This is a genomic window from Planctomycetota bacterium, from assembly GCA_016207825.1.
Lineage (GTDB): Bacteria > Planctomycetota > MHYJ01 > JACQXL01 > JACQZI01 > JACQZI01.
On the sequence record JACQZI010000018.1, the window covers coordinates 21,816 to 48,169 of the forward strand.

Sequence of the window (26,354 nt, forward strand, 5' to 3'; positions counted from 1 at the left end):
ACTTTGCAGACGGGAATTAATCCCGGCAAAGGGGCGGGAATAAGCTCTTTAATAGATGGGTTTGCCTGATTTGGGAGAGGGAATAATCTCCGCCCCCTACCAGATAGGTATAGGGATACCCCCCTACCCACCTCCCCTATACCCCCTACCCGACCCCTATCCGGATTACCCCGAACACGAAAAGGGAGCATATAGATTTTCTATCCGAAGGGAATAAAATAGCTTGAACGCCCCGAAGCCAGTATCACCACCCTCTCTACCCACCTACCCTATAACCCCCTCCTACCCCCTATCCGGACCGGTCAAAGTATTTGAATAGGGGGGTACGACGAGAGAGTATAAAAGTAGGTGTTAAGTTCAGAGTTTAATTCCGGAGATGCTCTCCCTCTTTATTTGTTCTCTTCGGGTGGCTTGGGTTGGTCATCTTTTGGCGGTTCGGGAGGTTTGGCTTTAAAATCTTCAGGCTTTTTCATCAGGTTTTCCGCATAGTGCTTGCTTAAAAGATATATCGTTTCCGAATCACTTTTCTTAACATAATATGCCTGGTCATCTTTCTTGTTACCGATTAGCAGGGTTTGCTTAGTGCCGTCTTTAAGGGCGCCAGTTATCTGGAACTGGGGGCTTACCAATCCGGTTGCAGACAGGTCGGTTTCCGCCGTGGCGACATTCGCCCTGAGATTGGAAAAGGTATTAATGATGAAGTTGACCGTATCGTTCTGGGCGGTAATCGGTTCACTCTGAACTGGCTCCAATAATATCCAATTGCCTGTTTCCGTTTTGCTGATAACCAGTTCAGTATCTAAATACTTTATGGTTAGTTCTGTTACATTTGCCGTTTCGAATTTGGCGAGTGTTTTATCTATAAAATCTTCTAATCTCTTTGCCAGTTTTTCGATAATCGCCTTACGCACGATGACGGAGAAGTTCGAGGATGATAGTTTGGCATAGTAATCTCCGGAAGGAGCGGGACTGCCGACCAGAAGCGTTTCAGCGGAATTATCTTTCTTCTGCACAATAACCATTCGTTGGGGCGGTTCCAGTCCGTAGGCGGCGAGCGCGGTGACAGGGGCAACAGATTCCAATTCCAGGTTTGAAATGACCTGGGTTATTTCATTTGCCGCGTTTTTATCGCAGGGGAAAGTTTTGGGGGCGATAACCGACCAGTCGCCGCTTTCCGCCTGTTTCAGGGTGATGGCGCTGTTATCCGCATGAGATTTAAGGGTTATTTTGGCAATATCCTTTTGCTCGCATTTAACGAGGGAGAGTTCCAGCCATGTTTTGTCATCAACCGCAATCAACCTTGAGATGTTTTCATCTACGGTGAGGACTTCATCGGCGTTATGGGGCCTGATATACGTGCTCTGGTAATCCGTCCCGTTTTTGCCGATATAAATATCCGCGAGTGTATTATTGCTTTTATCTAATATTTTCAATAACTTTCCCTGTGCGGCGTCAACCTGGAAGAGGCTGTGCTTTTCCGGGTTCTTGGAGACGGCATCTGAGCGCTTGAGATTTTTAGTTTTATCAAGCAGTTCCTGCACCTTAGCTTCTTTGACGGGGTAATTGAAGGAGGAAGCCGCCAGCCATTTTCCTTCATTCCTTAACAGGGAAATTTGTTTGCCGCCCTGGGATAATTCAATCCGCATTGCCTCACCCGGCGCAAAGTTCGTAATCGCCTCGCCGGGTTCGCCTGATTTATAGGTTGATGGCCCTTTAAGCACCAGCGCTAAGATAATCAGGATGATGAGCACTATCAGCGGAACAATTATTTTCTTAAGCATATTAGTTTGCTCCTATTTGACACAAAAACACGGAAGTCAACTCGAAAACACGAAACCTTTCCTTTCCGTGTTTTCAGGTTTAAAGTTTGATTATTTAGTGTTAAATAACTTCCTCAACTGCTTTTTTCTCCCGATGCCTCAAGAGTAGCCTGACAAGCCCGTAAAGGATAAAGAGGAACGGCACCAGACCGATATTCAAGACTTTGCATAAAAGTTTTGTCGCCGGAGATGTTTCTTTTAATGGTTTTAATTCCGTATCTTTGGCCCGGATGCCGATTAAATCACCGCCCATGGTAGCCCAATCAACGGCGTTCAATATGAACGGCAAATTGCCTTCCCGGCCGCCTGAGAGGAGTTGATTGGATATAAAATCAGAATCGCCTATTACCATGATAGTTGCCGGATTGGCGCATTCCTTTACAGTCTGCCGGTTTTTGTCGGCCTCCGCCGGGAGCGGCGTCTTGTCCGAAGCCGGCTTGGGGGCGGGAATTGGCTTATCCGAAAAGAAACTCTTGAATTTTCCGCGGATAATAGCGGCCAGAAGATACTGTTTTAAATCAGCCATATTAGGCCGGGGCAAGCGCTGTGCATCGATATTAAAGTTGTCTTTCTGTTCGGTAGACTTAGGAGTGGTTTTTAATAACTCTGTCACCTCCATATCCGGGATACGGTCTTTATTTATTTCAATCGAACTTATCCATGGGAAAGCGACTGTTTCCAGCCGGCTGACAATCGGGTTGTTCGGTGCCATGTGGTCATGCACTACCTTGGGCCAGGGTGGGTAGTTGGTGGAAAACTGGACATACTGGCTGCCGAAAGTGACGATGGAATTGGCACCCCAGTCCAGAACCAGGTTGTTATTCAGGCGGACGCCATAATTTTCCAGAAGGTCATTCAGCTTATGGCTTTTGGGGAGCGCCATGAACACTTCCGTCGAAACGTTTACCGAATCAATCAGGAAGAAGACATTCTTTCCCTGCATCAGGAATTGGTCAATTTCATATTTATCGCGGTCGGAAAGTTCGTTCGGCCCGGCAATGATTAAGGTTTCAACGTCATCCGGTATTTTCGTCCCGTCGGAGGTGTCAACCGTGGTGATTTCATAATTCTTTTCCAGAGATTGCTTGACCGTGCTGTAATCACTGCTGATAGTATGCTCTCCATGTCCGGTGAGGAAGCATAGTTTTTTGAGCTTGCCTTTCAGCACCTTAAGTATGGAACTCGTGAGGTCGTATTCAAGATTAGCGACGCTCGTAACGGCCGGCAGGATTTCCTTGCGGTCGGCGTAAAAGATGCCTATTCCCATGTAAATATTAACCAGCTCGCGTTTATCCTGTTCGATAATACTAGCCTGCAATTGGGGGATGCCCAGGCGCTGGACTTTTTGTTCTTCGTCCTTATTTTCAGCCGGGTCAATCCATTCAACCTGCAGTTTACTGCCGGCATAAGCCTGGTATTCATTAAGAGTGTCCCTTATTTCCCCGGCGACCTGCTCCAGCTGGGTAGGCAGTTTTTTGGAGCAATAGACTTTTATTGAAACGATATCATCCAGCCGTTTCAAGACGTTACGGGTAGATGAAGTGACCGAATAGGACTTATTTTCCGTCAAATCCCAGCGCCAGAAATAATCCGCGGAGATGAAGTTGACAATCCCCATAATCCCCAGGATGATGACGAGGTTAATCAGGATACCGTAACGCCTTTTCTTATATCCTTGCATAAATTATTTCTGTGTTACGACTATAAAGTTATTTAAGAATAAGAAGAAAAATATCACCGAAAGATAATAAATCACATCGCGGGAATCTATCACGCCGCGCGCGATACTTTCAAAGTGTGTTGCCGGGCTCAGGAAATATAAAAGCGTGCCCAGAGAGCCGAATATCTGGGCGAGCCAACCGGCGATAAGCGAGACAGCCAGGATAAATATGGTTAGGAGGAAAGCGATAATCTGGTTTTCGGTCAGGCTTGAGATGCACGTCCCGACCGCGGCGTAAGAGGCACCCAATAGAGCCGCGCCGATATAACCGCCGATAATCGGGCCGAAATCCGGTTTGCCCAGTAATGCCAGAGTTATCGGCACGTTTATGGAAAGGACAAGCGTAAGCAGAATTAATAACACGCTTGCCAGGTATTTTCCGATGACTACCTCGTAATCCCTGACCGGCCAGGTTAGAAGAAGCTCTAGTGTTCCCTGCTTGCGTTCCTCCGCCCACAGGCGCATGGTAATCGCCGCCACGAAGAAGAGGAACACCCAGGGCATTATCCCGAAATAATAACGCATCTCGGCAATATTGTTTAAGAATAATGTATAGAAAAATAGCCCGTTGGTAAAAAGGAGATATACCACGATGAAGACATAGCCTATGGTCAGGTTAAAGAACGACCTGAATTCCTTGCGCGTAATAAGCAATATATTCCGCATAAAATATTATTTATTATCCTGTTTAGTCAGCTTGATAAAGACATCTTCCAGGGTTGCTTCTTCCTTGTATAATTCGGCCAGGGTCCAGTTATTATCTTTTGCCAGGTGGAATATTTTCTCGTTGATATCAATATCTTCCGCGCACGTTATTTCGTATTTGCTCAGGTTGTCGCTTGATTTCTGGATGGTTTTAATTCCGGTAATCTTATCCAGTGTTTTCAGCTTATTAATAATATCGCTTTCAGACCCGCGTATTTTGGCATAGACGACTGCGCCGCTGCGCGCCTTGCACTGGAGTTCCTCAATCGTGCCCGAACCGGCGATTTTGCCTTCGTTAATGATGATGACGCGGGTGCAGGTTGCCTCGACTTCCGCCAGGATATGCGTGCTGAAGATGACGGTCTTTTCTTTGCCGAGCTCCTTGATTAAATCGCGTATCTCGACAATCTGGATAGGGTCAAGCCCGGATGTTGGTTCATCCAGGATAAGGACTTCCGGGTCGTGTATCATTGCCTGGGCGAGCCCGACGCGCTGGCGGAATCCCTTGGAAAGCTTGCCGATATTCTGCTTGATTACCTTTTCGAGTCCGCAGGTCTTGATAATCCGCTTTACCTTTTCCCGTTTATCTGTGGATGGTATATGGCGCATATCCGCGACGAAAGAGAGGAAATCGCTCACCCTTAAATCATTATAAAGGGGATTATTTTCGGCCAGGTAGCCGATCTTCCGCCTGATTTCCAGCGGGTTTTCCATGATGTCAAATCCGCCCACGCTTGCCGTGCCTGCCGTGGGAGGGAGGTAGCAGGTGAGCATCTTCATGGTGGTGGATTTGCCTGCGGCATTGGGTCCTAGGAATCCGACAATCTCGCCTCTGTTGACCTCAAACGAGATATTATTAACCGCCGTTACGCCCGGATATTTCTTGGTAAGGTTTTTAACTTCTATCATAATGTATTAAGGAAATCCGGAAAGTGGGTTTAATTATTAGATATAAAATATTTTTCTATATGAATTTGTCAAGAATTTTTATATTCCATCTAAAAAGATTTGATTTATGAGTTAATATATCCTAAAATAAAATCCAGCGGTTATGGAGAACCTTTCTGATATAGAATTGATTTCCCTGTGTAAAAGCGGTTCTGAGCGGGCGTTTGAAACCCTTTACGAGCGTTACCGCCAGACCGTGGTTAACTTTGCCTATCAGATATTGAAAGACAAGGATTTATCGCTGGACGCGCTCCAGGAAACCTTTGTCTATGTCTTTAAGAAAATGCCTGAATACCAGCCGGCTGCCAAACTATCCACTCTGCTTTTTACCGTTACCAGGAATATCTGCCTGAATATGCTGAGTAAAACCAAGTGCAACAAGAGCATACCGAACGAAGAGATGAACGGTTTTATCAAAGTAAAAGAGCCGGTAAATTCGATTGAACTTGTGGAGAAAGAGGAGTTGAAGAAAACTGTCGCTGCCGAACTGGATAACTTACCGGATATTTACCGCGAGGTGATAATACTCAAAATACTTAAGGGGATGCAATATGATGAAATAAGCCAGGTGGTTGGTTGCCCAATCGGGACGGTGAAATCGAGGCTTCATAACGCCCTGGAGTACCTGCGGAATAACCTGGCGAAAAAAGGGGAAGAAAAAGATTTAACTGAACCAAAAGGCGAGGTGTCGGCTTAATATATGGAAGGAAGCGTGTAAACATGGAATGTAAAGAGATTCTTAATGATATGCTGGTGGATTTTAACGAGAAGGCGTTGCCGGCTAAAACAGCCCAGATGATATCCGACCATTTAGCCGGTTGCAATAATTGCCGCCAAAGGTGCGAGCAGATAAAGAGCATACATTCGGCATTGAAGTTTTCGGCTGAATTGACCAGGCATATAAATATCCCGGAAAAGATGGATAAACAAATAAGAGAGGCAATTCCGGAAATAATCAAGACGCACCGTATGGCAGCGCGCAGGCGGGTGATAACGGTTTTCGCCTCAGCCGCCGCGGCAATCCTGATTATATTTTCCGGCTGGCTGGTTTTTATGAATATGGAAAAATCCGAAGAGTCCAAGAGCCAGCCAACCGCGATGAGCCCAAGCCGTCCGGAGCCGACACCGCCTCATGAAACGACCCCGCAGGTTAACCCGCCGCCGATGGAAACAACTCCTGAGCCGCCTGTGGTTGTCATGGAAGAGCCGGTAAAAGGTGATATCAATAAAGACGGCGAATTGAATATCGTTGACAGCATGCTTATCTGCCAGTATATTCTAAAAGAGCGGGAAATAACGGATGCCGAATCCGCCGATATTAACGGCGACGGCAAGGTGGATATCGGCGACTCTTTATTAATTGCCAAGAAGTCGTCAGGAGAGTAATAAGATGATAAGAATTATAAGTTTATTAATCGTTATTATTGTTATTTCGGGATGCATGGCATCATACAGTGCATCAGCAAAAACCCCGGCTGACATGATGCCGTACGCTACAATTGCCGGTGAAAATGCGGAGTTAAACGCGGATATCTGGATAGATTGCGGGGAGAATAAATTGGGGGCATATACCCTGGAAGTTATTTACAACCCGATAATCGTAGAGGTGAGTGAAATAACAACCTCTGGAGAGAACGCGTTTCCCGGGATGCCCATGTCAAATCCATCTACCTTCAAAAGCGGGAAAACCGTTATTATAGGGATGTATACAGGGCATGATGTTCCTGATGGCCGGTTAAAGATAGCCCATATAAAATTTGCGCCTGTTTCCAAAGGGACAAGCCCGCTTAAAGTGATGTTGCAAAGCATTTATGATACAGCGGGGAATCTGTTTGACGCCACAGCCATCGTTTCTCCGGACAGCCTGACCGTGACTAAATAGAATTTTCGCTCCATTCTGATTTTTCCGTGAACCTTTTCGCCCCCTCCTTGCTTAATAGGTATAGTTAATAAAAAAGGAGGTGTTTATGGGAAAGATAGTAAAACCTGTTGCGCTGATGTTAGTGGTAGTTTCTTTGCTGATGATTAGATGTGCATCTTATAGCAAAGAATGGTCTCCTTCTTGGACAGAAGAAGTTAAATATGAAAAAGACGCCCAACGTGCGCAAGTTTCTCAAATACCGCCTATAGGATCCTTTACCAGCGAGATAAATTTCAACGCGAATGAATCCGCTCCAAAGTCTAAACGGCAGGTGATTTACAGCTCATGTTTAAGGCTGGTGGTATTTCATCTCAGGGAAAGCTTGCAGAAGGTGCAGGATATTGCCGGTAAGTTTAACGGGTATATGCAGGAGATGACCGGGAACAGCATTCTTATCCGCGTTCCGCCGGATTCGTTTTACGATGCCATTGCGGAGATTGAGAAAATCGGTGAGGTCGTAACCAAAGACATAAAAGGGCAGGATGTCACCGAAGAGATGCATGATTTGGGAGTAAGGATAAAAAACGCGGAGGATGTCCGGAACCGGCTGGCCGGGCTTTTGGAGAAATGCGGCATGATGGAGGATGCGCTTAAGATAGAAAAAGAACTGGAACGGGTTACCGGGGAGATAGAAACGCTCAAAGGCAAATTGCAGTTTATCAGCCATAATGTGGATCATTCGGCAATCAGGGTTGAATTTAATATCAAGAATCCTACTGTTATCCAGCAGATTTCTCTTCCGCTTCCGTTCCCGTGGCTGAATGAATTAGGGCTTGACCATATTCTTAATTACAGCCCGGAGACAAGGGGTAAGGGGAGCAGTTCCAAATTCAAGATGGAAAATCCAGAAGGATTTGTGCGGATGGAATATCCCGGCTGGCAGCACGGCATCAGGTTGATTTCGGCTGACGGGATAAATATTTGTGTTTCGGTAAAGCCGAATCTCAAAGGAGGAGCGCTGGATTTCTGGAGGAAGTTAATCCTGCGTGCCCTAGTTGAAGGGAAGGCGTATTCGCCGATTAGTGAAGAGAAATTGAAGACAAAGAAAGGAGCCGAGGGTGTTATCCTGCAGTTCGGGACAGAGCAGGCATCCGGCAAGGCTTATCGTTATGACATTGCAATATTTGCCAAGGAAAGCAGTTTTCTCCTATTTATAAAAACAAGAAAACTCTATTTAGTTGAAATATCCGGCCCGGAAGAAGTGGTTAAAAAAGAATACGATAAAATCAAGAACGCTTTAGCCAACAGCAAGTTTTAATAAAGTTGTCAGGGGCGCGGTACATCTTTAATACGCGAAAGTGCCGCGCTGAAGCTTTTATTAGCGCCTTTGATATATTGCTCGTCCGATATAATGGGCTTTTGCAATGCCGCGACTGTTTCCGGGGAAAGCTTGAGATTCTTGGCGATTTCCTCTCCTGCCTTAACGAGCAAATTGCGATATCCGTAAATAAACGGTTTCAGTATAAAGGGATGGTTGGCGAGCAGTGCGCCGCCCGGGCGGTATATCTCGGCGATAAGCTCGGATTGCATATTCCGCGCGATGCGCTTGAATAACAGGCTCAATACCTGGAAATGCACCGGCTCCGGAAATCCGGAATTTGATATCACCATGATTTTCGGGATTTTACTAAGCCTTGTCTTGTGGAAGCATTCCCCGCTTGCGTCTTTTTCAAAGCGGGCGTCAAGAATCGGAATCATCCGGTCCATGAAGTTCTTCATTATGCCGGTGACATTATCCACATAAAGCGGCGTGGCAAAACCTAATATATCGGATGACGAGAATTTTGTCAGCAGTTCTGCCATATCGTCTGCCATGGCGCATTTTCCGGGAGTCTTTAACCAGCAGGTAAAACAGCCTTTGCAGGGCGCGATGGTTTTTTGGGAGAGGAAAATATTTTCCACCTCAGCGCCGGATTTTTGCATGCCTTCGGCCAAAGCCTGAACCATGAAATGGGTGTTGCCTTTTTCTCCGTGCGGGCTGCCGTTAAAGATGGTGATTTTCATGATAATATTACTCCTTATAAATTAGGATATTGTTATAGCGTTGCTTTGACTAAATGTCAAGAGTAAACATAGCGCCGTTTTGATGGATATTTTTTTATTGATATTCTGAAATATAAATGTTTTAATATCGGTTTGCCAAAAGCCTGAAAAGCTTATATATGTTCAAGTTTATATGTGATTCGTGCGGGAAAGGGTTATTGCTGGATGAAGACGTCCGTTATGAGGTGACGATAGAGGTGAAATCCGCTTATGACCCGATGGAACTGTCGCCGAGCGACTTGATGCGCGATTATCGCAAGGAAATAAGCGAGCTTTTGGAGAGGATGAAAGAACGCGACCCGCAAGAAATGGAGGACGAGGTTTATAAGGTGTTTAAGTTTGATCTGTGCCTCCAATGCCAGAAGAAATTCCTGAAAAACCCGCTATTCAATAAAGTAGACAGCCCCGACGTTCGCCCCTAAAGGGAGGCTGCGCACTCGGGACTGCTGATTTATTATAGATAGTAGAATATATGAAGATAGGAATTGATATCGGTTCGGTCAGTGTTAAGCTGGTTGTTCTGGATGATAAGAATGTTATCAAAAAACATGTTTATTGCCGGACGCATGGACAGCCAATAGAAATACTTCTTTTGCTTCTCAAGGATTTAGCCAAATCTTATCCTTCAGATGAATTTTCCGTTGCGGCAACCGGAAGCGGCGGAAAGCTTGTTTCCGAGGTTTGCGGCATCGGTTTTGTCAATGAGGTCACCGCCCACGCCGTCGGCACCGGGACGGATTATCCGAAAGTTAGATGCGTGATAGAAATCGGCGGCGAGGACGCCAAGCTGATTCATATCAGCGAAAAAGAAGAGCGGAAAAATAACGAAGTTAAAGAACACGTCAGTGTAATAGATTTTGCCACCAATACGGTCTGTGCCGCCGGGACGGGTTCGTTCCTCGACCAGCAGGCATCGCGCCTGGGGATAGCGATAGAAAACTTCGGCAGCGTGGTAATGAAATCGGTTAATCCTCCGCGCGTGGCGGGCCGGTGCAGCGTTTTTGCCAAGACGGATATGATACATCTCCAGCAGGTAGGCACCCCGGTTGAGGATATCGCGGCCGGCTTATGTTATGCCATGGCGCGCAACTTCAGGAGCAATGTCATCAAGGGAAGCCATCTGGAAAAGCCGGTGGCCTTTCAGGGCGGTGTGGCGGCAAACCAGGGAATGATCCGCGCCTTTAGGGATGTCCTGGAACTGGCGGAAAACGATTTGGTCATACCGGAAAACTTTGCGCTGCGCGGTGCGATTGGGGCAATATATGAAAGTTCACATGTTCAATCGCTCAAAAGCTCAACAGTCCGGAAATTGATAGATAAGCTCGAAGAATATGTTAAAGGACGCCGGATTGATCTTAAAACACTCGAACCTTTGGTCGGCGATAATTACCCGATAAATATTCAAACGCATCCGCTGAAAAGCGGGCAGAAAACGCAGGGGTATCTGGGGATTGATGTCGGCTCGATTTCCACCAATGTGGTGGTGATAGATAAGGATAATAATGTTTTAAGCCGTAGATATCTCATGACCGCGGGCAGGCCGATTGAGGCGGTCAGGCAGGGATTGGCCGAGGTCGGTAAGGATGTCGGCGATTTCGTGGAAATCAAGGCGTGCGGCTCGACCGGCTCGGGCCGTTATATGACCGGCGCGTTTTTCGGCGCGGATGCCATCAAGAACGAAATCACCAGCCATGCCAAAGGCGCCGTGGCAATGGACCCGAAAGTGGATACGATTTTTGAAATCGGCGGGCAGGACGCGAAATATATCAGCATCTCTAACGGAGTTATCGTTGATTTCACCATGAACAAGGTCTGCGCCGCCGGGACGGGGTCGTTCCTTGAAGAACAGGCGGAAAAGCTGGCTATTAAGCTCGACCAGGAATTCGGAGCTCGCGCCTTGAATTCCAAGGCACCGCTTGATTTAGGCGAACGCTGCACCGTCTTTATGGAATCGCAGCTTAATTATTATAAACAGCAGGGCATGGTCAAGGATGACCTCTTAGCGGGGCTGGCTTATTCGATTGCGACTAATTACTTGAACCGCGTGGTGGAAAAACACAAGATAGGTAATCATATTTTATTCCAGGGTGGCGTGGCGTTTAACCGTTCGGTTAAGGCGGCGTTTGAGAAAGTGGTCGGCAAGAAAATTATCGTTCCGCCTCATCATGATATCCTTGGCGCGGTAGGCGCTGCCATTATCGCGCGTGAAGAAACGGTTGGGAAACAGACTGCCTTTAAGGGATTCGATTTATCCAAACGAACTTACCAATCGTCATCATTTGAATGCCAGGGATGCCCGAATAATTGCGAAATACGCCGGGTGGTCTTTGAAAAGGAAAAGCCGATGTTTTACGGCTCCCGTTGCGGCAAATTCGATGATACGGAAGTCAAAAAGGCGCGCCAAACCAATCCTCTGCCGCAGTTATTCAAGGAAAGGGAAGAAAAACTAATCGGTAACTTGAAACCGGAAGCCAAAGGTTCCAAGCGCGTCGGCATCCCGAGAAGCGCGATGTTCTTCGACCTGGCACCGTTATGGATAAGCTTTTTCCAGGGGCTTGGTTTCGAAGTCGTGCTTTCCGACCCGACCAACCGGACGATTATCAAGAAGGGCGTGGAAAACGTCCTTGCCGAACCGTGTTTCCCGATTAAGACCGCGCACGGGCATATCCTCAACCTTCTTGATAAATCAATAGATTATCTCTTCCTGCCGGTCCAGGTGAATATGCCCAAACTCGCTCCGGATTTCGTGCGCTCTTATAACTGCCCGTATGTCCAGTCATTGCCTTACACAGCGGAAAGTTCCATCCCGTTTTTGGAATATAACGTGAAAATACTAAAGACGGTCTTTGAGATGGCCAGAGGAAAGAGATTTATCGTCAAGGCGTTTGAATCGCTGGCGCAAGAGGCAGGCATCAAAGACCGAAGGGTTATTAGCCGCGCAATCGAATCCGCTTTCAAGGCGCATGACGAATTCAACCGCTGGATGGTAAAACGCGGGCGCGAAGTCCTGAATAATCTAAAGCCGAATGAAAAGGCAATCGTCTTGGTCGGCCGCCCTTATAATACATCCGACCCCGGCCTGACCCTGGATTTGCCAGAGCGCCTGCGCGAGCAAGGGATTCTGGCGATACCGATAGATTTCCTTCCGATGGAGGAATTAGGCAGGGAAATCTCTGGCGATTATCCTTATATGTATTGGAAATCCGGCCAGCGGATGCTTACCGCCGGAAGGATGGTTGCCCGCGACAAGCGTTTGTTTGCCATTTACATCACCAATTTCGGCTGCGGGCCGGATTCATATATTACCAAGTTCTTCGAGCGCGAGATGTCCTCCAAAGGCGGATCCGCCTCTGGCGGACACTGCAAGCCATTTATGGTACTGGAAATCGACGAGCATTCAAGCGATGTCGGCGTGATGACCCGTTGCGAGGCGTTCCTGGATACCATCCGCCATAGCGAATCGCTCGCCGAGACTAATCTTATCCAGATGCATTCATTCATACCGAGCCGTAAAAACGGCCGGACGATTTATATCCCGTATATGGGCGACCACAGCCATACCTTTGCCGCGGCAATCCGGTCGCAGGGGATTCCGTCGGAATCGCTTCCGCTTTCCGATGAGAAGAGTCTTTCCTTCGGCAGGAAATTCACCACCGGCAAGGAATGTTTCCCGAGCATCATTACGACCGGCGATATCGTCAAGAAGGTTAATGAGAACGGTTTTAAGCGTGACAAGAGCGCTTTCTTCATGCCCGCGGCACAGGGACCCTGCCGTTTCGGGCAGTATAATAAGCTCCACCGCATGGTTCTGGACAGCCTTGAATATGATGATATCCCGATAATGCTCTTTGACCAGATTGATTGTTACCATAAAGACGTGGCGGCGCTGGGCAAGAGCAGTTTTAAGCGGATGGCATGGCGCGGGTTTGTCATGATTGACCTCATGCAGAAAATGATGATGGGAATACGCCCGCATGAAGTTAACAAGGGCGAATCAGACTACGTCTATAAGGAATCGCTGGAGGAATTGACCGGCCGCATGGAAAAGAACAGCGATTTGGCATCTTTTGCCGCCCAAACAAGGCATCGCTTTGCCCAGGTAAAGACAGACCCGACTATTAAGAAACCGAAAATCGGGGTGGTCGGCGAGATTTATGTCCGTAATAACCCCTTTGCCAATGATTTCATGGTCAGGAAGCTCGAGTCCCTGGGTGCGGAAGTTTCGCTCCCGCCGATGGAGGAATGGGTGGATTATTTGGATTATTGCCGCAAGGGAACTTATCTTACGAACAAAGACTATAAGCATTATCTGGCGCAAAGAATTGCCGAATTCGTCCAGGAATATGATGCCAACCGCCTGAGAAAAGGATTCAAGGGCGCCATCCGCGATTTCCCCCTGGAAGACTCGATGGAAAAGGTGATACATTGCGGCGGTTGTTATATCAGTCCGGCAATTCTTGGCGAATCGATATTGTCAATGGGGCGCGCTGTGGAATACGCCAAGAAGGGGTTCCACGGGATTGTGAACGTGATTCCTTTCGGGTGCATGCCGGGTATTGTAGTGACGGCGATACTGAAGCAATTCCGGGATGACTATCCCGATATCCCGATAATCACTCTGACGGTGGACGGTGTAAAAGACCCGGGCGGCGAAATGCGCTTGGAAGCCTTTGTCCAGCAGTGCTGTGATAACATGTGAGCGGAAAGATAACCACAGAGACACAGAGTTCGCAGAGAAATCCCCTCTAAGAGGGAGATAAAGAGGCGTGTAAGAATTCTAACACGAATCGCACGAATGAGACGAATCATACTTTTCATATCCCTATCTGTTTTGTGCCTCGTTGGATGTGAAGCATCTAATAAAGAAATCAGTGAGAACCAAATTACCCCATTAGCGGACACGGATGATGCGGTTTTGCTTCCTGTTAAACAACATGGTAAATATGGCTATATTGACCGGACAGGCAAAATAATAATTAAGCCGCAATTTGATAGCGCTTCTGATTTTTCTGAAGACTTGGCGCGAATAAAGGTTAACAAGAAAAGCGGTTATATTGACAAAACCGGTAAAGTTATTATTGAACCTCTGTTTGATTCGGCTGGTCCATTTCATGAAGGGTTGGCGCGGGTTGAAATAGCCAAAAAACACGGCTATATTGATAAGACCGGCAGGACAACAATTGATTTGCAATTTGACTACTGCGGTAATTTTTCAGAAGGGTTAGCCATGATAGGTTTTATTATTAACGAAAATAAGGATGTGCCTATATACGAGCGTCATTATAAATGTGGCTATATTGACAAGACAGGTAAAATTATAATGGAGCCTCAATTTGCTTGGGCTAATGATTTTTCTGATGGATTGGCAGTAGTAAGGATTGGGCCTGAATTCTTAAAGGGTAAATATGGTTATATTGATAAAACGGGAAAAATGGTCGTAGAGCCGCGAGACAGATCGGCCAAAGATTTCTCCGAGGGGTTAGCATGGGTATATAACGGCCTTAATGAAGGCGGGGGTTACATAGATAATACAGGTAAAATAATCATTAAAAGCGATGCGGTTGTTTCCGGCCCTTTTTCCGAAGGATTAGCCTGGATTAGAATTTATGATAAGAAGGGTGCTAAGTGGGGATATATTGATAAAACCGGGAAAATAGTAATTGACCCTCAATTTGATTACGCTTATAGTCCAAACTCGGATTTTTCTGAAGGTTTAGCTTTGGTGTCTTTAAAAGGCAGGTGGTGTTATATTGATAAAACAGGCAAGGCAGTAATTAAGTTGGAATCTGATATTTCGGGATATCCTTTTTCTCAAGGGATTGCACGGGTGGAAAAGCGAAGTTTTATAGAATCCTCGACCCAGCAGATGGGAAAAATCGGCTATATCGATAAGACCGGAAAGTATATCTGGGAACCGGCTAAATAAATTCCATAAAAGGGAAGCATCTTAATGGCTTTATATGCATTATTGGGGCAGCTTGTCATAATAGGTTGCGCGGCGGCAACCGTGGTGTTTCTTCTTTTGGCTGAGTCGTCAATTATCTGGAAGATTGTTATTGCGCTTGTCTACTCTTTTTCCTGGAAAACAGAACTCTTTATTCAGACAAGATTCCCCATAGGTTTCCTTACCCAGATAGGGCTTAGTATTTATTATATTTTATATTATAAATGGTTCCGGGTGAGGGTTAAATAAATGACTCCTCGGAGAAATACGAAAAACTCTCCGAAGAGGCAATTAAATATAAATCAATAGATGAAAAAGGCAATTATTATCGGCGCGACCTCCGGCATCGGGAGGGAATTGGCTAAAATCCTATCCCAAAATGATTATGTCGTTGGTATCGCCGGCCGGCGGGAGGAATTGCTCTGCGAACTCCAAAAAGAAATCACCGCCAAGACCTACGCCAAACGCATTGATGTTGCCCAAGCGTCAACCGCCATGAACTCCTTAAAAGAACTGATTAATGACATGGGCGGAATGGATTTGCTGGTTATCAGCGCCGGGACCGGCTATATAAATCCGGAAGTTGATTGGGAGAAGGAAAAGGAAACTATCGATGTGAATGTTTCCGGCTTTGCGGCGATGGCAAATGTCGGCATCCGGCACTTTTGCCAAGAGGGTTCCGGGCATCTTGTCGGGATATCCTCGATTGCCGCCCTTAGGGGGAGCGGAGAAGCCCCGTCATATAACGCGTCAAAGGCGTTTATCTCAAACTATCTTGAGGGGATAAGGAAAAAAACGGCCAAGTTAAAACTGCCGATTACCGTGACGGATATCCAGCCGGGTTTTGTTGATACGGCAATGGCAAAAGGGGAAGGCTTGTTTTGGGTGGCGACTCCGGCAAAAGCCGCCTCTCAAATATTCCGGGCCATCAAGCGCAAAAGGAAACATGCCTATATCACAAAACGCTGGCGGATTATAGCCTGGATGCTTAAGATTATGCCGGATTGGATATACAATAGATTATAAAGTAGATGGAAGCGGTGTGTTTCGGCGGTGAATAATCAGAACCAATAAAAAAAGGGGCGACCCGATTTCTCGAATCGCCCCAATTTCGACCACATCTGGCATATCAGACTTGACTGACTTGAACCTCAAGCCACAAATCATCCTTGTCCATGACGTAATCTATGCGGGATGCCCCGCCGGTCGTGAAGGAATCCAACCCTAACGCCGGGTCAATGAACCCTTGGACGAGTTCATTGGTCAGGTTGTTCTGGGCAGTGATTACCGCAGGCGAAAAGTTCGCCCGGATAATCGCCGCTCCAGCCTGAATCAGCCGCTGGGTAAGAGCTGCCTTCAAAGCCGCCCTCTTTTTGGTCTTGGTTACCAGGAACGGTCCGCCTTCAAGCACCTTGTCGGCATTCCGTAACTTACCCACGACCAACTGGTCGCCTACCAGCCAGCAAGAAGCAATCGGTGCCGGCCCGAGTTCCTCAATCTTGATTCCGGTAAACGGCAATGACCGTTTAGCCGTACCCCGAGAGAATTCCTCGCGTGCCAGGTCAACCAATTCCTTATACCGCTTGGCAGAAACACCATCCACCGTGGCGAAGACCCAATCCAGGGCTTCCTTATAATCAATATAAGAATCCCTGACATTAGCTCCCTGCTTGTTGATGATATCGCCTGAATCCAAGCCGGCCTCACTGGTAAAGCTGGGATTAACGAAAGGCGCAAACTTATCCGTAGAAGGCTTTGCCAGTTTGGACTGGTAAGTTTCTTCGTTCGGAATCATAGTTTGCCTTTTCTCGTTAATGCGTTCGGCGTTGAGTTTCAAGCCTTCCGCCCATTGCGCGATGACGCGCGCCGGAGCGCTGGCCCGAAAGTCCACCGCCAACCTTACGTGACTTCTGATTATACTCATTTTTCTCACCTCCTTTCCATGCCCTGAACCTGAGTCCCGATTACTATCGGGATGAATGGTTCAGGGTGAGCTGACCGTTTGATTTATTTGCTCCGGATAGGCACGGTCTTAACCTTTCCGGAGTAACCATCTGCCGGAATGCCTTCCCCTCACTTGCTTGGCCAGAGTAAGTATGGGGGCGCTTCGACAATCCTGATGAGCAGGTGGATTTTTACTATTGACTTATTCCGTTGTTTTTGTTATCCTTTGCTTATGATGTTTTTGTCTTCCCCCGGCACCATCTACTTACCAAGTGGGGACAGAAAAGGCCGGTTTTTAGCTGAAATCGTAAAAAACTTGGTTTTATAACTTTCTGATAAATAAGGAGTTATAGTGGAATATCAAGATTTTTATTTTTTATTTGGTACCGCTAAGGAGAACCAGTGCCAAAAAAGACTGATTTTCGTTATAACTTATTGATTTATATAGGAAAGGGACGAAAATTGGGGGTACCGCCCCCACCCCCACCCTTATCAAAGGCTGGGTATGTATAAACCAGGCGCTGGCTGTATATAAATCAGGGCTTGGCTATATGTAAATCAGGCGTTGGGCATATATAAATCAGACCCTGAGTATATATAAGTCAGGGTTTGGGTATGTATAAATCAGGATTTGGATATATATATACCAAGTTTTGGGTATATGTAAATCAGGACTTGGGTCTATATAAATCAGGGTTCGCGTATATATAAATCAGGGTTTGGACTGAAGGATGTAACCAAAATAAGGAGGCGAAAATTATGAAAGGGCAAAGATGGAATATCAGGATAGGCACACGGACGACACCTTGCCCCGTTAGAGATTAAGTTTATGTATTAAGAAGTATTAAAGATGGGAAATGGTATACCGGTTATACTGAAGATTTACGGAAACGCTTCAAAGAGCATAATGATAACAGAGTTATTACAACAAAAGGTAGAGGTCATTTTGAATTAATCTATTATGAGGGATGCCTAAACAAGTATGATGCTTTGGTTCGAGAGAAGTACTTAAAAACAGGGATGGGAAACGCTATCTCAAAAACCGCTTGAAGCGTTTCCTATCTCTAACGGGGCGAGAAAACAATCGGCCCCGGAAAGGAGATAGCGATGGGTCAGCGTTGGCAGATTAGAATAGGGACACGGACGACACCGAGAAAACAATCCGCCATCAAAGCGGCGCGCGAAGGCCGGATGCTCACGAGGCACTGGGATTACGTCAAGCCGATTTATATCGCCTCGCTTTACCGTCCTTTACAGGATATTTTGCCGAGGGCGATTCCTTCCAATGACCTTGCGCAATTTGCCGAGGAATGTATTGAGGACGCGTTTGTTAGAATCAAGGAATACGAGGAAGGCAGGTATAAATTCCGCACCTTTCTGGTACAGAAAGTGGTTTTCCCCCGGCTGGCGGAATTCATCAGAGGCCGCAAGAACCGGCATGATAAACTGCCGGATGAAAATGAGCTATACTCTTTAGCACGGATGAATGATTTTAGCGGCGACTTCCGTTATCACGCCCTAAAGCAATTCGTGGATGAAGCTTTGCGGGAACTCAAGAAAGACAACGAAGTGCAATATGAAGTGGTTGTCAGGAAGATTTACCGGGATATGCAGCAAGGCGAGATATACAAGGAACTAAAGGACCAATACACCTTGAGTTTAAACTCGGCTGATGCTGTCAAGAAGGCGAATCAGCGCGGATTGGAGAAACTCAAACATTACTTGCGTGAGATTTATAAACGTGGTAAATATGTGGATAAGGAACGGCCGTTACAGAAATGGTTTTTGGCGAGATTGAGGGCGGAGACGACTGCTAAAAAGTAGAGAAGAGTAGGCAGTAGCCATGAGAAGGAAGGATAAATTATGAGAAAGTTATCGTTAGCTTGTTTACTTTGCGCCTTTGCGGTGAATATTAGCTTATGTTAGAAATATCCGGCCCCAGATGTGCGCCGGGGCAGGCGCATCCGGAAAGAAATAGAATCTGAAAGGGAATTTAATGGGCTCAAAAGAATATAGCGGCAAACCATATAAGTTGTTCTGGATAATATTGGGGACGGCTTTGATTCCGTCTCTCTGGGTAATCGATTACCTTGCGGGCCCTGATATTGCAATGTTGATATTTTACCTGGTTCCTATCTTCATATTCACTTGGTTTGTCGGATGGTGGAGCGGTATGTTGATTTCTTTCCTGAGCGCGGTATTATGGCTGACCGTTGATATGATTACCAGCCCGGCTTATGTCAGCTTTGAACATGATTATTTGGACACGGCCATACAATTAGCCTTCTTTTTTATCACCGTTTCGGTTTTAACCATCCTGAGAGTAACCATCGAACGGGAGAAAAAGTTAGCCCGGATTGACCCTTTGACCGGTATTGCTAATGGAAGATATTTTTTAGAGCAAGTTCAAATTGAATTGTATAAGGCCAATCGGTATCACTATCCCATCAGCCTGGCATACCTTGATGTGGATAATTTTAAAGATGTTAATGATACTTTCGGGCATAGTGTCGGGAATACCACTTTGCGGATAGTGGCGGAGACGATGAAACAGAACGTCAGGCTAAGCGACACTGTTGCCCGGTTGGGCGGCGATGAATTTGCCATCCTCCTGCCGCAGACCGATAGCCACCAGGCAATGCTTGCAATAGATAAGCTGCAAAAGGTCCTTTTAGGGGAAATGCAGAAAAACCGGTGGCTTGTGACATTCAGCATCGGCTTGATTAGCTGTCCCACTCCGCCGTTTTCGGTCGATGCGATGCTAAAAAAGGCGGATGAATTGATGTATTCCGTAAAGAACAGCGGCAAGAATATGATAAAGCAAGAGACCTTTACGGATAAGTAAATTATTTTATTCCGTGTCCCAGGGGGTTTAACTTTAATCTGTGAAATCTGTCCCTAAAAGGAGGCCGCAGGCTCTGCCTTATGTTAGAAATACCCGACCGCATCCGGAAAAAGATTAAAGGCTACAGCAAGCCCCAAAAGGTCTTCCGCACCAATTCGGAGCATATTCTCTGCTGGAAAACTACCAGGTTGGAAGATAAAAACCAGGCAGTGATTAAACTCTTTGATTGGGAAGTAACCGAGCAAATCAAGGCGGAGTATAAGGCAATCGTTGCCATTAAGAAGATAACCCATAAGAATCTTGTTAGGGTTTATGATATTAAAGAGGATGAAGAACTCGGACTTTATTATGTTATGGAGTATTGGGGTGAAGATTTAAGGGAATCCTTTAAATATCTTCCACGTCAGGAACAGACAATTGACATCATTAAACAAGTATTAGAAGGATTATCTGAATTACACAAAAAGGTCGGCCCGCATCGTGATATCAAGCCGGAGAATATATTTATTAAAGACGGGCAGGTTAAGATTGGTGATTATGGATTGGTTAAGTCCAAACGGTTTGTGACGGAACTGACCACTGTTGCCGGCACGCACGGCTATATGGCACCGGAAGTGCTGGCGGGTAAACCCTATGATGAACGGTGTGATATATATTCTACAGGGATAGTTCTATTGGAGTTATTGACCGGACAAAGAGATAACACGAATCTCACGAATAGAGACAAATTAACACGAATAATATTAAAAGCAGTAGATAAAAATCCTGGTAAACGATACCAAACAGCAGAAGAATTTATTGGGGTACTTTCTCACCACAAAGACGCAAAGGACACAGAGATAATTCCAGCCATTAATAAAAGAAAGCGGAAACACAAACGAAATGAACCCATTGTTTTAGGGTTAGCAAGAGGCGGGGAAGATTTACCTGTCAAGGAACAACCTGAAGATATTTTGGTTAAAACGCTTCTAAGCAGGTTTGAAGAATTACAAACTGGTTCGGAAACAAATAAGATTTTAGAAGTGGGAAATGAATTGCTTTCCAGGTTTGCGTCAATGCAAGGACTAAAATATCAAGAGGTTTATATAAGGAATATCACTCTTGTTTTGGCTAAAATTAACTATGAAATAGGCAATTTTAAGAAAGCTGAACAATTATATCAAAAATGCTATGCTTTGGATGTAAAACTATTCGGAGAATACACTGGGCCGTCAATATTTGATTTATGCTGGCTTGGAAATAGTTATCTAAAGCAGAAACGCTGGGAATTAGCCATACAGAATTACCTACTTGCCCAGCAAAGCGTTGAGAAGCATGATGATTCAAAGGAGGAGAAAAATAGTTTAGCGATTATATTAAACAATCTGGCAACAACGTATTATTTATGGGGAAAGAAAGATATTGCACAACGGTTATACCAAAAGACTCAAGAACAACTGCGCGAAAATCAACCTGATGACACTATTGCGGTAATTTTATATAACCTTGCTTTGACCTATTCAGCGATGGGGAATGAGTCAGCCGCCGAGCCGTTATATAAACAGGCGCTGGAGATTGCCGCCAAAACCATGAAGCCGGATGACGAGAGATTGGCGATAATCCGGGGCGCGGCAAGTAAGGGTTGATTATATTTGCTTTTCGGGCAGGATGAACGTATATTAAGCCTCTTATAACAATGAAAAAACACCTGTTGCTTCCGTTTCTGGCTTCGCTCCTTTTATGCCTGAGCTTCCATCCGGCTAACCAGGGCTGGATTATCTGGCTCGCGTTAATTCCGCTGGTTTTTTATATCCGCCTTGAAACGAATTACAAGCGCCTGGTTTTCATCTCCTGGGCGTCCGGATTCCTCTTCTTTTTCACCGGTTTATGGTGGCTGCGCTATGTCACCTTCGCAGGGCTCGTAATTTTGGGCGTCATCCTGGGATTATATTTCGTGGTCTTCGCTGTGGCTTCCAAGATAATCCAGAAGAAATTAGGCGACAGCGCATATTATTTAACCATCCCGTTTTGGTGGGTGTTTCTGGAGTTTGCTCGTGCATACGTCCTGACCGGTTTCCCCTGGCTTTTCCTGGGGCATACCCAGTATAACTGGCTGATATTCATACAGATATGCGATATCACCGGGGTCTATGGGATATCGTTTCTTATCGCCTCGGTCAATTCGTTCCTGACCTTTGTCTTGGTGCGCGCGATAGAGCGCAAAGCGCCCAAGCAGGAGACAAAAACACTCACCGCGGTTTGGGCATCGGTTATTGCCGTGCTGATTCTGTCATCGCTTATATACGGGTCTTTGCGCATGAAATCAATCGAGGTGGAAACCGGCCCTAAAATCAGCTTAGTACAGGGCAATATTCCGCAAAGCCTGAAAATCGCGCCTGACAGCGCGGAGAGGATTTATAATAAACATATAGAGCTTACCAAAAAGGCAAAGGCGGAAAACCCTGATTTGATTGTCTGGGCAGAGACGATGTATCCGGGTTTGGTTACGGAGTCGGCAGGGGAGCTGGACAACCTGAAAACGCTTGCCAAGGAGTTCCAGTCTGAGATGCTTATCGGTGCCGTGGCGGACAGGAGCAAATTGTCAGAGAGGTTTGAGCTTTATAACAGCGCCTATTATCTCTCAGCAACAGGCGAGATATTAGGGAGTTACGATAAAATACATCTTGTGCCGGTGAGTGAATTGCTACCTTTCCGCACTATTATGCCGTGGCTGGAGGATTTGGCATTATATTTTTCAGGTTTGGAGCAACTGCCGATGCTCAATCCCGGCACAAAGTTAGAGCCTTTTGTATTGAATGGTTCCCGATTCGGCGTTTTGATTTGCTACGAGAGCGTCTTTCCGGAACTCAGCCGCCAGGTTACCAGAAAAGGCGCGCGGTTTATAATGAACCTCTCCAATGACGGCTGGTTTTGGGACAGCGCCGAGTTGGAGCAAATCCTGGCTATTTCCGCATTCCGGGCGGTGGAAAACCGAATCGGTTTCGTCCGCGCCACCAATACCGGCATATCCGCCTTTATCTCGCCCATCGGCAGGATGGATATTTTTACCGACGAAAAAGGCAAGGCAAAGGAGATAGAAGGGGTCTTTACGCGCAATGTTGAAGTTGCCAATATCGGGACAGTTTACAGCCGCTGGGGTGACTGGTTTCCGGCCCTTTGTGCCGTAGTTTTTGCGCTAATTATCTCATCTAAAATTGTGGAAATTAACTTGACAAGGAAACCGATAATTAGTTAGTTATCGTATAAATCTAGCGCCTTTTATATGAATATTTTCACTAAATTGGTCATAATTCTTATCCTCGTCATGAGCCTCGTTTATACGGGTTTTGCCACCATCATATTCAATACCAAGGAAAACTACAAGGTGATGCTCCATAAAAAAGACGAGGCGACCAAGAAGATTTCCGAAGTGGATAACGCGGAAATCACCCGTCAGAAAGAGGAATTCGCCAAGCTGGAAAGCGAAACCAAGGCGCTGGAAACCGAGAAAAAGAATAAAACGGCCGAGTTGACCAGCAGCGCGGACAAGCTGACCCAGGAAAAGAACAGCCTGGGCGATATCCAGAAAAACATCACGGAGCTGACCGCGGAGAACGAACGCATGGCGCGTGATATCGAATACGAAAGAAGGCGCAACGAGGAGCTCCACCGCGATATCGAAACCTCACGGAAGCGCTTCCAGGAGACGGAAAACGATTTGAATATCGCGGAGGCAAGATTGATAAATGACCGGGACGACCTGGCCAGGACAAAGAAAGAGCTGGCCGCCCTGGACGAACAGTATATAGAGCTTTCCAGGAAATATGACCAGGCCAAATCCACACTTGAGGCATACCAGCGGAACAAGGACCTGAAACCGCCGGTCACGCCTTATAAAGATATCCGCGGGAAGGTTTTAGCGGTGAGCCAGAACACAAACGTGGTGATAATCAGCGCCGGGGAAACAGCGGGGGCGAAAGTAGGCATGGAATTCACCGTTTCGCGCGATAACAAATTCATAGCGAAAATCAAAGTCGATAAGGTAGAGGAGAATTTTTCCACCGCAACGCCTGTCGAGAAATTATCAACGGATCTTATAAGAGAACAGGACGACGTGACCACGAGTCCTTTTTAAGATATGAGCCTTTTGACAAAACTGTTAGTTATCCTGGCTGTCCTTTTGAGCATAATATATTTCAGCCTTGCCGGCTCGCTTTTTACTTACCGCTTGTATTACAAGACCGAATACCAGAAAAGCGCCAAGAAATATGATGAGACGGTGGACCAGGGAATCGCCGAAATCACCAAATGGAAAGGCGATATCGACAGCAAGATGATTCACAATAGCCTCTTGCGTTCGGATATCGCCAGCATAAACATTTCCATCAAGGAAAGGAAAGACCAGTATGACGTGGTCCAGAAGCTGATAACCGATCTTGCCAAGCGTATCGAAGAGTTGACCGCGAATAACGGGAAATTAAAGGACGAACACAAAAAATTGACGACATCTAACGATGAAATACAAACCCAGGTTACGGCGTTCAGGGACAGGCAGAAGCAGCTGGAAAAAGAGAGGAATGACCGCCAGGACGAAATGCAAAAAGTTTCCGATGAGCTTGCCAAGGATAAGAGAAACCTGGCATCTTTGAACGACGGCTACCTTGAGCTTTCCAAGAAACTTCGTTTCGTGGAACAAAGCCTGGAGTATTATAAGAAGCTGCTTACCGAACCGATTGGGCCGGCTAAAATCATCAAGGGAAAAGTGCTGGCGGTAAGCGAAACCCATAAAATCGTGATAATCAACGTCGGGACGGCTATAGAAAAGGAAATAAGCGTCGGTAACGAATTTACGGTTTACCGGGGAGATAAATATATCAGTAAAATAAGGGTGGATAAGGTGGAGAAGGAATACTCCAGTGCGGTTATTATGCCCGGCACGGAAAAAGAATCCATCAAGGTCGGGGATGATATCACCACCAGCCCTTATTAAAGGAGATTTTTAATGGCTAAGCCCAGCGATGAGCCGGAATTTGTTGAAGGGGAAGGCCTGGAAGGCGAAGGAGAGCCGGAACAACAGCCGCTTCCGCAGATGGAACCGCTGTTGCTCAAGCCCCGCAATAATATTTATACTCTGCTGCTGTTGATTTCGATATTATTTATACTCGTTTCGATTTACCTGGTGGGTTGGGAACTGCGCAACTTTTACGATGCGACGTTCGGAATACTTTCCCCTACGCAGCCGGTTGAAATGACTTCAGAGTCAAGTGAGCCCAAGCCCACTCCGGAAACTCCTGAAAATCCCGAAACACCTGTAGCGCCTGAATCACCCGGAACACCTGAAAATCCAACCTCAACTGGTGAATAATCGTTGGTTTGACGATAAATAGATATTAGGAAAAGGAGGCTTGATAAATGGGTAATTTTATTGATGATATCTTAGGCATGTTTTCCAGTGATATCGGGATTGATTTGGGCACTTGCAATACCCTGGTCTGTGTCAAAGGGGAAGGCGTTATCCTTTCCGAGCCGTCAGTCGTTGCGGTGAAAAGGGGAACGAACAAGGTTTTATTGAACGGTCAGGCGGTGGGTAACGTTGCCAAGGAAATGTTAGGGAAAACCCCGGGCGGAATCGTTGCCGTGCGCCCGTTAAGGAACGGTGTCATTTCGGATTTTGATCTGGCCGAAGCTCTTATCCGTTACTTCATACAAAAAGTCAAGCAGCATAAAGGCTGGAAGCTTGTAAAGCCCAGGGTGGCAATATCCATTCCTTCGGGCATTTCAACCGTGGAAAAACGCGCCGTCATAAACTCCGCCGAACGCGCCGGTGCGCGGAAAATTTACCTCGTGGTCGAGCCGATTGCGGCTGCCATCGGTATCGGATTACCCATCCAGGAGCCGGTTGCCAGCATGATTGTGGATATCGGCGGCGGAACGACCGAGGTGGCCGTTCTTTCTTTAGGCGGTATCGTTGCTTCAAAAAGCATTCCGATTGCCGGAGACGAATTAGACGAGGCAATCGCCCAGCATATGAAAACCACGTATAATCTGTTAATCGGTGAGCAGATGGCCGAAAGGGTCAAAGTGGCTATCGGTTCGGCATGGCCTTTGGAAAAAGAAATGACCATGGAAGTAGGCGGACGCGACCTGGTGGCTGCCCGCCCCCGTAAGATTATCGTGAATTCAGAAGAAATAAGGGAATCCCTTAAACGCCCGATAGATACGATTATCCAGGCGATTAAAGAAACCCTTGAGAAAACCCCGCCCGAATTATCGGCGGATTTGATTAACCAGGGTATCACGCTGGTTGGCGGCGGCTCTCTTTTAAGGGGCATGGATAAGGCGATTGCCAAGGAAGTGCAGATTCCCGTCAGGGTTGATGAAGACCCATTAACCGCAGTCGCTAAGGGTACGGGGATTGTCCTGGAAAATCTTGACCAGATTCAGGAAAGCCTGGAAAGCGGAGAAGATTTACTCTAAATCTGCTC

The 26,354-nt window shown here is 46.4% G+C and carries 23 protein-coding genes and 1 pseudogene; 18 read left to right on the plus strand and 6 right to left on the minus strand.

The window, feature by feature from the left end; all coding sequences use genetic code 11:
• Positions 1-389: 389 nt before the first annotated feature.
• The 4 genes from HY811_07615 to HY811_07630 form a co-directional block, all read right to left on the minus strand.
• Entirely contained in the window at positions 390-1,781 is a 1,392-nt protein-coding gene (locus HY811_07615; protein MBI4834666.1) for a DUF4340 domain-containing protein, read from the minus strand.
• Positions 1,782-1,881: 100 nt separating this feature from the next.
• On the minus strand, positions 1,882-3,501 hold the full coding sequence (locus HY811_07620) for a Gldg family protein (GenBank protein MBI4834667.1): 1,620 nt from the start codon (positions 3,499-3,501) through the stop codon (positions 1,882-1,884).
• 3 nt (positions 3,502-3,504) lie between these two features.
• Positions 3,505-4,206 (minus strand): ABC transporter permease, encoded by a 702-nt coding sequence (locus HY811_07625; GenBank protein ID MBI4834668.1) that lies wholly within the window; start codon positions 4,204-4,206, stop codon positions 3,505-3,507.
• 6 nt (positions 4,207-4,212) lie between these two features.
• Positions 4,213-5,154, minus strand: coding sequence for an ATP-binding cassette domain-containing protein (locus tag HY811_07630; GenBank protein ID MBI4834669.1), 942 nt, complete (start codon positions 5,152-5,154; stop codon positions 4,213-4,215).
• A 142-nt stretch (positions 5,155-5,296) separates the two neighbouring features.
• Between HY811_07630 and HY811_07635 the strand changes: the two genes are divergently transcribed.
• The 4 genes from HY811_07635 (at position 5,297) to HY811_07650 (ending at position 8,372) form a co-directional block, all read left to right on the plus strand.
• Positions 5,297-5,890: an RNA polymerase sigma factor gene (locus HY811_07635; GenBank protein MBI4834670.1), complete on the plus strand. Its 594-nt coding sequence runs from the start codon at positions 5,297-5,299 to the stop codon at positions 5,888-5,890.
• A gap of 23 nt (positions 5,891-5,913) precedes the next feature.
• A complete protein-coding gene (locus HY811_07640; GenBank protein ID MBI4834671.1) occupies positions 5,914-6,579 on the plus strand; it encodes a hypothetical protein in 666 nt (221 codons plus the stop codon).
• Between the two features lie 4 nt (positions 6,580-6,583).
• Positions 6,584-7,075, plus strand: coding sequence for a hypothetical protein (locus HY811_07645; protein MBI4834672.1), 492 nt, complete (start codon positions 6,584-6,586; stop codon positions 7,073-7,075).
• 85 nt (positions 7,076-7,160) lie between these two features.
• Positions 7,161-8,372 (plus strand): DUF4349 domain-containing protein, encoded by a 1,212-nt coding sequence (locus HY811_07650; GenBank protein ID MBI4834673.1) that lies wholly within the window; start codon positions 7,161-7,163, stop codon positions 8,370-8,372.
• A gap of 8 nt (positions 8,373-8,380) precedes the next feature.
• On the opposite strand, the gene HY811_07655 is transcribed toward HY811_07650, so the two are convergent.
• On the minus strand, positions 8,381-9,118 hold the full coding sequence (locus HY811_07655) for a flavodoxin family protein (GenBank protein ID MBI4834674.1): 738 nt from the start codon (positions 9,116-9,118) through the stop codon (positions 8,381-8,383).
• A 158-nt stretch (positions 9,119-9,276) separates the two neighbouring features.
• Here HY811_07655 and HY811_07660 point away from each other — a divergent pair, with 158 nt between their 5' ends.
• From HY811_07660 to HY811_07680, 5 genes are all read left to right on the plus strand, one after another.
• A complete protein-coding gene (locus HY811_07660; GenBank protein ID MBI4834675.1) occupies positions 9,277-9,579 on the plus strand; it encodes a hypothetical protein in 303 nt (100 codons plus the stop codon).
• A gap of 50 nt (positions 9,580-9,629) precedes the next feature.
• Positions 9,630-13,856 (plus strand): CoA activase, encoded by a 4,227-nt coding sequence (locus tag HY811_07665; protein ID MBI4834676.1) that lies wholly within the window; start codon positions 9,630-9,632, stop codon positions 13,854-13,856.
• Positions 13,857-13,952: 96 nt separating this feature from the next.
• Complete coding sequence (locus tag HY811_07670) at positions 13,953-15,083, plus strand: WG repeat-containing protein (protein MBI4834677.1); 1,131 nt, start codon at positions 13,953-13,955, stop codon at positions 15,081-15,083.
• Positions 15,084-15,107: 24 nt separating this feature from the next.
• Positions 15,108-15,350 (plus strand): hypothetical protein, encoded by a 243-nt coding sequence (locus HY811_07675; GenBank protein ID MBI4834678.1) that lies wholly within the window; start codon positions 15,108-15,110, stop codon positions 15,348-15,350.
• Positions 15,351-15,410: 60 nt separating this feature from the next.
• Entirely contained in the window at positions 15,411-16,127 is a 717-nt protein-coding gene (locus HY811_07680) for an SDR family NAD(P)-dependent oxidoreductase (protein MBI4834679.1), read from the plus strand.
• A gap of 103 nt (positions 16,128-16,230) precedes the next feature.
• Here the strand turns inward: HY811_07680 and HY811_07685 are convergent, their stop codons facing one another.
• Positions 16,231-17,025, minus strand: a complete 795-nt coding sequence (locus HY811_07685) for a hypothetical protein (protein MBI4834680.1) — start codon at positions 17,023-17,025, stop codon at positions 16,231-16,233.
• 863 nt (positions 17,026-17,888) lie between these two features.
• On the opposite strand from HY811_07685, the pseudogene HY811_07690 reads away from it, so the two are divergent.
• The 9 genes and pseudogenes from HY811_07690 (at position 17,889) to HY811_07730 (ending at position 26,346) form a co-directional block, all read left to right on the plus strand.
• Positions 17,889-18,175: pseudogene (locus tag HY811_07690) on the plus strand (GIY-YIG nuclease family protein).
• Entirely contained in the window at positions 18,153-18,869 is a 717-nt protein-coding gene (locus HY811_07695) for a sigma-70 family RNA polymerase sigma factor (GenBank protein ID MBI4834681.1), read from the plus strand. Before HY811_07690 ends, HY811_07695 begins: the two are co-directional and overlap by 23 nt.
• Positions 18,870-19,041: 172 nt before the next feature.
• Positions 19,042-19,890, plus strand: coding sequence for a diguanylate cyclase (locus HY811_07700; protein ID MBI4834682.1), 849 nt, complete (start codon positions 19,042-19,044; stop codon positions 19,888-19,890).
• Between the two features lie 80 nt (positions 19,891-19,970).
• Positions 19,971-21,515 carry a serine/threonine protein kinase gene (locus HY811_07705; GenBank protein ID MBI4834683.1) on the plus strand — a complete coding sequence of 515 codons (1,545 nt, stop codon included), beginning with the start codon at positions 19,971-19,973 and terminating at the stop codon, positions 21,513-21,515.
• Positions 21,516-21,565: 50 nt separating this feature from the next.
• Positions 21,566-23,125 carry an apolipoprotein N-acyltransferase gene (lnt, locus tag HY811_07710; protein MBI4834684.1) on the plus strand — a complete coding sequence of 520 codons (1,560 nt, stop codon included), beginning with the start codon at positions 21,566-21,568 and terminating at the stop codon, positions 23,123-23,125.
• A gap of 27 nt (positions 23,126-23,152) precedes the next feature.
• Positions 23,153-24,004, plus strand: a complete 852-nt coding sequence (locus tag HY811_07715; protein MBI4834685.1) for a hypothetical protein — start codon at positions 23,153-23,155, stop codon at positions 24,002-24,004.
• Positions 24,005-24,016: 12 nt separating this feature from the next.
• Positions 24,017-24,859, plus strand: a complete 843-nt coding sequence (locus tag HY811_07720; protein ID MBI4834686.1) for a hypothetical protein — start codon at positions 24,017-24,019, stop codon at positions 24,857-24,859.
• Between the two features lie 12 nt (positions 24,860-24,871).
• Entirely contained in the window at positions 24,872-25,234 is a 363-nt protein-coding gene (locus tag HY811_07725) for a hypothetical protein (protein MBI4834687.1), read from the plus strand.
• 47 nt (positions 25,235-25,281) lie between these two features.
• Positions 25,282-26,346, plus strand: coding sequence for a rod shape-determining protein (locus HY811_07730; GenBank protein MBI4834688.1), 1,065 nt, complete (start codon positions 25,282-25,284; stop codon positions 26,344-26,346).
• Positions 26,347-26,354: the final 8 nt, after the last annotated feature.

What these genes read in the sequence shown, in the direction of transcription:
- HY811_07615 (MBI4834666.1), bottom strand. Translation starts at nt 1,781, where the DNA reads ATGCTTAAGAAAATAATTGTTCCGCTGATAGTGCTCATCATCCTGATT.
- HY811_07620 (MBI4834667.1), bottom strand. Translation starts at nt 3,501, where the DNA reads ATGCAAGGATATAAGAAAAGGCGTTACGGTATCCTGATTAACCTCGTC.
- HY811_07625 (MBI4834668.1), bottom strand. Translation starts at nt 4,206, where the DNA reads ATGCGGAATATATTGCTTATTACGCGCAAGGAATTCAGGTCGTTCTTT.
- HY811_07630 (MBI4834669.1), bottom strand. Translation starts at nt 5,154, where the DNA reads ATGATAGAAGTTAAAAACCTTACCAAGAAATATCCGGGCGTAACGGCG.
- HY811_07635 (MBI4834670.1), top strand. Translation starts at nt 5,297, where the DNA reads ATGGAGAACCTTTCTGATATAGAATTGATTTCCCTGTGTAAAAGCGGT.
- HY811_07640 (MBI4834671.1), top strand. Translation starts at nt 5,914, where the DNA reads ATGGAATGTAAAGAGATTCTTAATGATATGCTGGTGGATTTTAACGAG.
- HY811_07645 (MBI4834672.1), top strand. Translation starts at nt 6,584, where the DNA reads ATGATAAGAATTATAAGTTTATTAATCGTTATTATTGTTATTTCGGGA.
- HY811_07650 (MBI4834673.1), top strand. Translation starts at nt 7,161, where the DNA reads ATGGGAAAGATAGTAAAACCTGTTGCGCTGATGTTAGTGGTAGTTTCT.
- HY811_07655 (MBI4834674.1), bottom strand. Translation starts at nt 9,118, where the DNA reads ATGAAAATCACCATCTTTAACGGCAGCCCGCACGGAGAAAAAGGCAAC.
- HY811_07660 (MBI4834675.1), top strand. Translation starts at nt 9,277, where the DNA reads ATGTTCAAGTTTATATGTGATTCGTGCGGGAAAGGGTTATTGCTGGAT.
- HY811_07665 (MBI4834676.1), top strand. Translation starts at nt 9,630, where the DNA reads ATGAAGATAGGAATTGATATCGGTTCGGTCAGTGTTAAGCTGGTTGTT.
- HY811_07670 (MBI4834677.1), top strand. Translation starts at nt 13,953, where the DNA reads ATGAGACGAATCATACTTTTCATATCCCTATCTGTTTTGTGCCTCGTT.
- HY811_07675 (MBI4834678.1), top strand. Translation starts at nt 15,108, where the DNA reads ATGGCTTTATATGCATTATTGGGGCAGCTTGTCATAATAGGTTGCGCG.
- HY811_07680 (MBI4834679.1), top strand. Translation starts at nt 15,411, where the DNA reads ATGAAAAAGGCAATTATTATCGGCGCGACCTCCGGCATCGGGAGGGAA.
- HY811_07685 (MBI4834680.1), bottom strand. Translation starts at nt 17,025, where the DNA reads ATGAGTATAATCAGAAGTCACGTAAGGTTGGCGGTGGACTTTCGGGCC.
- HY811_07695 (MBI4834681.1), top strand. Translation starts at nt 18,153, where the DNA reads ATGGGTCAGCGTTGGCAGATTAGAATAGGGACACGGACGACACCGAGA.
- HY811_07700 (MBI4834682.1), top strand. Translation starts at nt 19,042, where the DNA reads ATGGGCTCAAAAGAATATAGCGGCAAACCATATAAGTTGTTCTGGATA.
- HY811_07705 (MBI4834683.1), top strand. Translation starts at nt 19,971, where the DNA reads ATGTTAGAAATACCCGACCGCATCCGGAAAAAGATTAAAGGCTACAGC.
- lnt (MBI4834684.1), top strand. Translation starts at nt 21,566, where the DNA reads ATGAAAAAACACCTGTTGCTTCCGTTTCTGGCTTCGCTCCTTTTATGC.
- HY811_07715 (MBI4834685.1), top strand. Translation starts at nt 23,153, where the DNA reads ATGAATATTTTCACTAAATTGGTCATAATTCTTATCCTCGTCATGAGC.
- HY811_07725 (MBI4834687.1), top strand. Translation starts at nt 24,872, where the DNA reads ATGGCTAAGCCCAGCGATGAGCCGGAATTTGTTGAAGGGGAAGGCCTG.
- HY811_07730 (MBI4834688.1), top strand. Translation starts at nt 25,282, where the DNA reads ATGGGTAATTTTATTGATGATATCTTAGGCATGTTTTCCAGTGATATC.